Genomic DNA, 6,266 nt, shown 5'->3' on the forward strand with positions numbered 1-6,266 from the left:
GGAGCAAGACTTGAATAACAGGCAGAACGGAATATTATTGGAATTGTTGGCTAGTCCGGCTAATACGGGGCAGCAGCATAGCTATAATTTGCAGCAACTGGTTAATGAATTTCCGCAGAGCGGCTTACTGCGCGCTATGTTTGCCCGTGCCGGCAATGCTAACGACATCAAGCAAGCTGCGGCTTATTTTAATCCACAGCTTTTATACAAACTTACACACGAGGCCGACAGCCTGGCGGTGGTGTCGCCATCACAAATTGTTGGTCACCCTGCAGATGGCGGCAGTCAACAAAGCAGGGAAAGCTTTACTCATGTTGGTGAGAATTATTTTAACAGTGGACAGGTATCTGAAAATACGGTAACAAATGAACCCGTTGCTGCAGAACTTCACGCCGAAGACCAGTTTGTAAATAAAAACAGAATTCCGGCCGAAACCGATGAAGATCAGGTGCACGCGCAGCCGGCAACAACCGAACCGGTAGCTTCCATATCACATGAATCAGTAGCTTCCGTTTCACATTCTCATGGAGAAATTGAGGATGAGGTATATGACGAAATAAGAGGTATTGACGAACCGGCTAAAGCCACCAGTCACCCGCATGATGGTATTGAAGATGATGTTTATGACGAAATATTAGGTATTGAGCATATCCATATTGCCGGTCACGAGCATGAAAAGGCACATGAGCCAGTTGTTGCCGATGAAAAACCAAAGGCAAGCGAGCCAGAACCGATGTCGGAAGATTGGGTAATAGGGAGCATAGCAGGCAGCGATTACTTTATGTTTGATAGATCTGTCGCTGATCAAAGACATCATGAAGAAGTAAAAAAAGAGGAGTCAGCACCACAGGTATCTGTAGCGGCAACTCATACAAATGGCAGCATCCCGGCGGATAATGAAAGCCAGAATGTATCCAAATACGATGACGAAAAGATGCCTTATACCTTTATGTGGTGGTTGGATAAAACCCGTAAAGAGTACGCAGCAACTTATCAGCCTTACTCCAGCCCTGAGCCAAGCCCGGCACAGCCAGCTCGGATACAGCAGGCCAATAGCGTAAAAGAACCTGCCACAGATGCACTGCAGCAGCAGTATGTAGAAAATATTTTCCATGTACGGTCATTAGAGGAGCTGGAAAAAACACCTCAGCCGGATGGGCCCGAAGTAAAACGGAAGGAAGACGTGATCATTGAACGCTTTATACAGGAAGAGCCGCAGATACGGCCGCCAGCCATGGATAAACTAGACAATGAGAACAAAGCCAAAAAGAGCTCGGAGGACCGGAACGACCTGGTGAGCGAAACGCTTGCCCATATATATGCCGACCAGATGCTTTACCACAAAGCAATAGCTACTTATAAAAAATTGATGTTGAAATTCCCGGAAAAAAGCCGTTACTTTGCCACCCAAATTGAACAGTTAGAAAAGAAAACCAATTAATATAAAGAAATGTATTTAGTTTTAATTATCATTACCATTATCATTTGCATCCTTTTAGGCCTTATCGTGCTGATCCAAAACCCTAAAGGTGGTGGTTTATCATCAAATTTCTCGAGCTCATCACAATTGATGGGTGTACAAAAAACAGGCGATTTCTTAGAAAAAGGTACCTGGGTGCTGGCCATTAGTGTAATGGTTTTATCATTAGCTATTAACGTGGCTGTTAAAGGTGGCGCATCAGCTGGTAGCAGCAACCCGGCATTGAAAGAGCAAATTGAAAAAGCTTCAAAACCAACAGCACCTGCAAGCGCACCGTTGAGCTTACCTTCAACACCTGCTCCGGCTAAACCAGAAACAAAACCGGCTAAATAAGCATAAAAGTTAAAAGAATAAAAAAGGCTTTGGATACGTCCAAAGCCTTTTTTTGTGCAGATAACTCAAAGTTGTTCTCAAGAAAAAAAAGGTGCTTTATTGCGGGTAGTAAAAGATATTATTAATTTAGTTTCCCTAATAATTTTTGACAGCATAATAATGATGAGTACTGTACCTAACCTGAAAAAGGAATTTGAAGATGTCCTCGGCGGGCTATTCCTGATGATAGCATTTACATTAGTTTGGGCAGTAATTGGTGAGGTTGCGCTGCATGGGCGGGATTATTGGGGTATAGGTGTTCTGTTTGCCATCGTGATCGGATTTTTGCTGGTCTCCTACATAAAATTTTATACAACGTCTAAAAAGATCAAAGTAGAAGCGGTTCCGGCTTCTATTGAAGACAAGGCAAAAAGCAAATGGTTCAACATTATTTTTATAGTGGAGGGCGTGGCAATATTTGTGGTGGTAAACGTGCTGAATAATACCGGGAATGGTAACTATTTTATTTCCTGTTTCGCGCTTATTGTAGGGCTGCATTTTTTTCCGTTAGGGAAAATCATGGAACGGAAGGCTTATTATTTTATGGGCGGCTTCATATCTTTGGGCGCTATTTTAGGAATTATACTGACAAGTAAAGGATTTCCTGCTTATGAAGTTACTGGTATTGTAGGTGCCTGGAGCGCGTTTGCTACCTCGGCTTATGGCATAACATTAATAAACAGAGGAAATCAATTAAAGTTAAGTAGCAGTTTATAGATGTACCACTGCGAGCGGCCTGAAAGGTGTTTAAACAACTATCAGAGAAGATTGTAAAAATACCGCCGCTTTAAAAAAACAGGTAACTGACACGATGGCACTGGGATATTAAAAGATTGTTAAGTGCCCCAAATAAAATAACCTTTAGCTGACATTACAACAGTTTAACCTGTCAATATTGACCATTGTATTTGCTTGGCATAATTGATGAGGAATTGGACTCGAAAACTTAAATAAAATAAACAGAGATAACTATGTCATTAAACATTAAACCAATCGGCGACAGAGTTGTGGTGGAAGCTGCAGCTGCCGAAGAGAAGACCGCTTCGGGAATCATTATCCCGGATACCGCTAAAGAAAAACCTCAGCGTGGAACTATCGTTGCAGTTGGCGATGGTAAAGTAGATGAGCCTTTAACCGTAAAAGTTGGTGACCAGGTTTTATATGGAAAATACGCAGGTACCGAAATTACCTATGAAGGTAAAGAATATCTGATCATGCGCGAATCTGATATTTACGCTGTTCTATAATAGAAGTGAGATATTAGATATGAGAATTGAGACAGATTATGCTCAAGTGCTTATATCACAAACTTAAAAAATTAAAACGATTTGAAATTTGAAATGGAGTTATCTCACATCTCAAATCTCAGATCTCAAATCTTAAAACAAAAATGGCAAAACAAGTTAAATACAATGTTGAAGCACGCGACGCCCTGAAACGCGGTGTTGATATTTTAGCCAATGCGGTTAAAGTAACATTAGGTCCTAAAGGTCGTAACGTAATTATTGATAAAAAATTCGGTTCACCAGCTATCACTAAAGATGGTGTAACTGTAGCTAAAGAAATCGAACTGAAAGATGCTTTAGAGAACATGGGTGCCCAGATGGTGAAAGAGGTAGCTTCAAAAACTGCTGACATCGCTGGTGATGGTACTACTACTGCTACCGTTTTAGCTCAGGCTATCGTTACTGCAGGTATTAAAAACGTTGCAGCCGGCGCTAACCCAATGGATCTGAAACGTGGTATCGACAAAGCTGTAATAGTTGTTGTAGAGAACTTAAAAGCTCAATCACAAACTGTTGGCGAAGACAATAACAAAATCAAACAAGTAGCTTCTATTTCTGCTAACAATGACGAGGTTATCGGTTCATTGATCGCTGAAGCTATGGCTAAAGTTGGTAAAGATGGTGTAATTACTGTTGAAGAAGCAAAAGGTACTGAAACCGAAGTTAGAACTGTAGAAGGTATGCAGTTTGACCGTGGTTACCTGTCTCCTTACTTTGTTACCAATGCTGACAAAATGGAAGTTGAATTGGAAAATCCTTACATCCTGATCTATGATAAAAAGATCTCTTCGATGAAAGAATTACTTCCAATTTTGGAAAAACAAGTACAAACCGGCAAACCATTGTTGATCATCGCCGAAGATCTTGATGGCGAAGCTTTAGCTACTTTAGTAGTTAACAAAATCCGTGGCTCACTGAAAGTGGCTGCTGTTAAAGCTCCGGGCTTTGGCGATCGTCGTAAAGCTATGTTAGAGGATATCGCTATCCTGACTGGTGGTACTTTGATTTCTGAAGAAAGAGGTTACAAATTAGAAAACGCTGATCTTACTTACTTAGGTACTGCTGAGAAAATCGTTATCGATAAAGATAATACTACGATCATCAACGGTGCTGGTTCTGCCGATGAGATCAAAGGTCGTGTAAGCCAGATCAAATCTCAGATCGAGTCAACTACATCTGATTATGACCGCGAAAAATTACAGGAACGTTTAGCCAAATTATCTGGTGGTGTTGCTGTATTGTACGTAGGTGCGGCTACAGAAGTAGAAATGAAAGAGAAAAAAGACCGTGTTGACGATGCTTTACACGCAACCCGTGCGGCTGTTGAAGAAGGTATTGTTGCAGGTGGTGGCGTTGCCTTCATTCGTGCGGTAGCTGCTTTAGCTGATTTGAAAGGTGAGAACGAAGATGAGAACACTGGTATCCAGATCATCCGTCGTGCTATCGAAGAGCCTTTACGTCAGATCTGCGAAAACGCTGGTATCGAAGGATCAATCGTAGTGCAAAAAGTTAAAGAAGGCACCGGCGATTTTGGTTACAACGCACGTACCGACAAATATGAAAACCTGATTGCTGCAGGTGTTATCGACCCAACTAAGGTTGGTCGTGTAGCTTTGGAGAACGCAGCTTCCATCGCGGCTATGTTGTTAACAACAGAGGTTGTATTGGCTGATGATCCTGAAGATGCTCCAGCTGGTCCACCAATGGGTGGTGGCGGCATGGGCGGCATGATGTAATATAAGCCCTAAGTCTTAAGCTCTGAGTGATAAGTCATAAATATTGTGGCTTTGACTTAGAACTTAAGACTAAGGACTTCAGACTTAAACAAAACGCCTGTATGCTTTTGCATACAGGCGTTTTGTTTTTTGTACCGATTATGGTCATGAAAAGGTAAAGGGATGGTCACGAGTTAATCATTTGATTAATTTTGTGTATCTTCTGTATTACCGTTGTGTATTTTTGCGTAACAAATCTGAAACTTGTACTTCGGGGCATAGGATTTGTGTATTGCAGAGTATCATGAAAAAAATAGTTCAAACATCAAAATTAGTGCGCAGTACCATAGTTGATTGGGTACTGATCAAAGGCCCTGAGTTGTTTGTTACTATTTATGGTAAATAATAAATTTTTACCTTTGCTTTCAATATGAAAGTAGAAGAATTTTATCACCAATTTCATGTCTGGCTAATTAGCCGCGGGCCAATTTACGTAGGCGGGATCATCATATTTTTTATCGGCCTTTGGGTCATCAAGTTTATCCGCACACGGATGCGCAACCGGATGATCAGGAGAGGTATTCATTCGTCATTACAACCTTTTTTTCTGAGCCTTACTATTACCGCGCTTTATGTGTTGCTGGTAATTGGGGTAATGAATATTATTGGCTGGGAGATGACCATCTTCACCACCATTATCGGTGCCTTCAGTGTGGCCGCCGGTTTGGCGTTGTCTGGTACATTTCAAAACTTTGCCGGTGGCGTATTGATATTGCTGCTAAAACCATTCGACCTTAATGACAGCATATTGGCTCAGGGGCAGGATGGCAAGGTAACTTCTATACAAATGTTTTACACTGTTTTACTCACTGCCGATAATAAAACGGTTATTATACCCAACGGTAAGCTGTTTAACGAGGTTATTATTAACGTAACCCGCGAAGGCACACGCCGCCTTGATTTTGAAGTAAAGGTAGGCTATGCCAATGATGTTGAAAAAGTAAGAGGAATTATTGAGAATGCAATAAGTACAAGCCCCGGCTTATTGAAGACACCAGCCTCCAAAGTGGGCATCAATAGCCTGGAGATCGACTCCATCAGGTACATGGTAAACGTATGGGTACAACCGGCCAACTTTTTAACGGCTAAATGGGCCCTGCAGGAAAAGATCATTAAAGACCTGGGCGCCGCCGGTGTAACGTTCCCTAAAGCAGGATAGGTGGGGAAGAGAAGCAAGAGGTGAGAGTCAAGAATCAAGAGGTTGAAAAACTACTAATTTCAAACTTATCATTTTTGCAGAAAGTAATTAAATATAGCGTTTGTCATTCTGAGAATTAAAATCCGGGGCCTCTGTAGGTTGCAATGACAGCTGGATTTAAGGATTTATTGGTTTAGAAGAATTATTTTTGGGAG

General features: G+C 41.5%; 6 protein-coding genes. All 6 read left to right on the top strand.

The features are described 5' to 3' along the window. The first annotated feature begins 10 nt into the window (after positions 1-10). Entirely contained in the window at positions 11-1,441 is a 1,431-nt protein-coding gene (locus tag BW976_RS19900) for a hypothetical protein (protein ID WP_175614145.1), read from the top strand. A gap of 9 nt (positions 1,442-1,450) precedes the next feature. Beyond that, complete coding sequence (gene secG, locus BW976_RS19905; RefSeq protein WP_076375709.1) at positions 1,451-1,813, top strand: preprotein translocase subunit SecG; 363 nt, start codon at positions 1,451-1,453, stop codon at positions 1,811-1,813. Between the two features lie 159 nt (positions 1,814-1,972). Next, positions 1,973-2,569 carry a DUF7010 family protein gene (locus BW976_RS19910; protein ID WP_139332360.1) on the top strand — a complete coding sequence of 199 codons (597 nt, stop codon included), beginning with the start codon at positions 1,973-1,975 and terminating at the stop codon, positions 2,567-2,569. A gap of 254 nt (positions 2,570-2,823) precedes the next feature. Next, positions 2,824-3,099, top strand: coding sequence for a co-chaperone GroES (groES, locus tag BW976_RS19915; RefSeq protein WP_076375713.1), 276 nt, complete (start codon positions 2,824-2,826; stop codon positions 3,097-3,099). A gap of 143 nt (positions 3,100-3,242) precedes the next feature. Beyond that, positions 3,243-4,874 carry a chaperonin GroEL gene (gene groL / locus BW976_RS19920; protein WP_076375715.1) on the top strand — a complete coding sequence of 544 codons (1,632 nt, stop codon included), beginning with the start codon at positions 3,243-3,245 and terminating at the stop codon, positions 4,872-4,874. Positions 4,875-5,283: 409 nt separating this feature from the next. Then, positions 5,284-6,072 carry a mechanosensitive ion channel family protein gene (locus BW976_RS19925; RefSeq protein WP_076375717.1) on the top strand — a complete coding sequence of 263 codons (789 nt, stop codon included), beginning with the start codon at positions 5,284-5,286 and terminating at the stop codon, positions 6,070-6,072. Positions 6,073-6,266: the final 194 nt, after the last annotated feature.

It is taken from the genome of Mucilaginibacter lappiensis, from assembly GCF_900155965.1.
GTDB classification, from domain to species: Bacteria; Bacteroidota; Bacteroidia; order Sphingobacteriales; family Sphingobacteriaceae; genus Mucilaginibacter; species Mucilaginibacter lappiensis.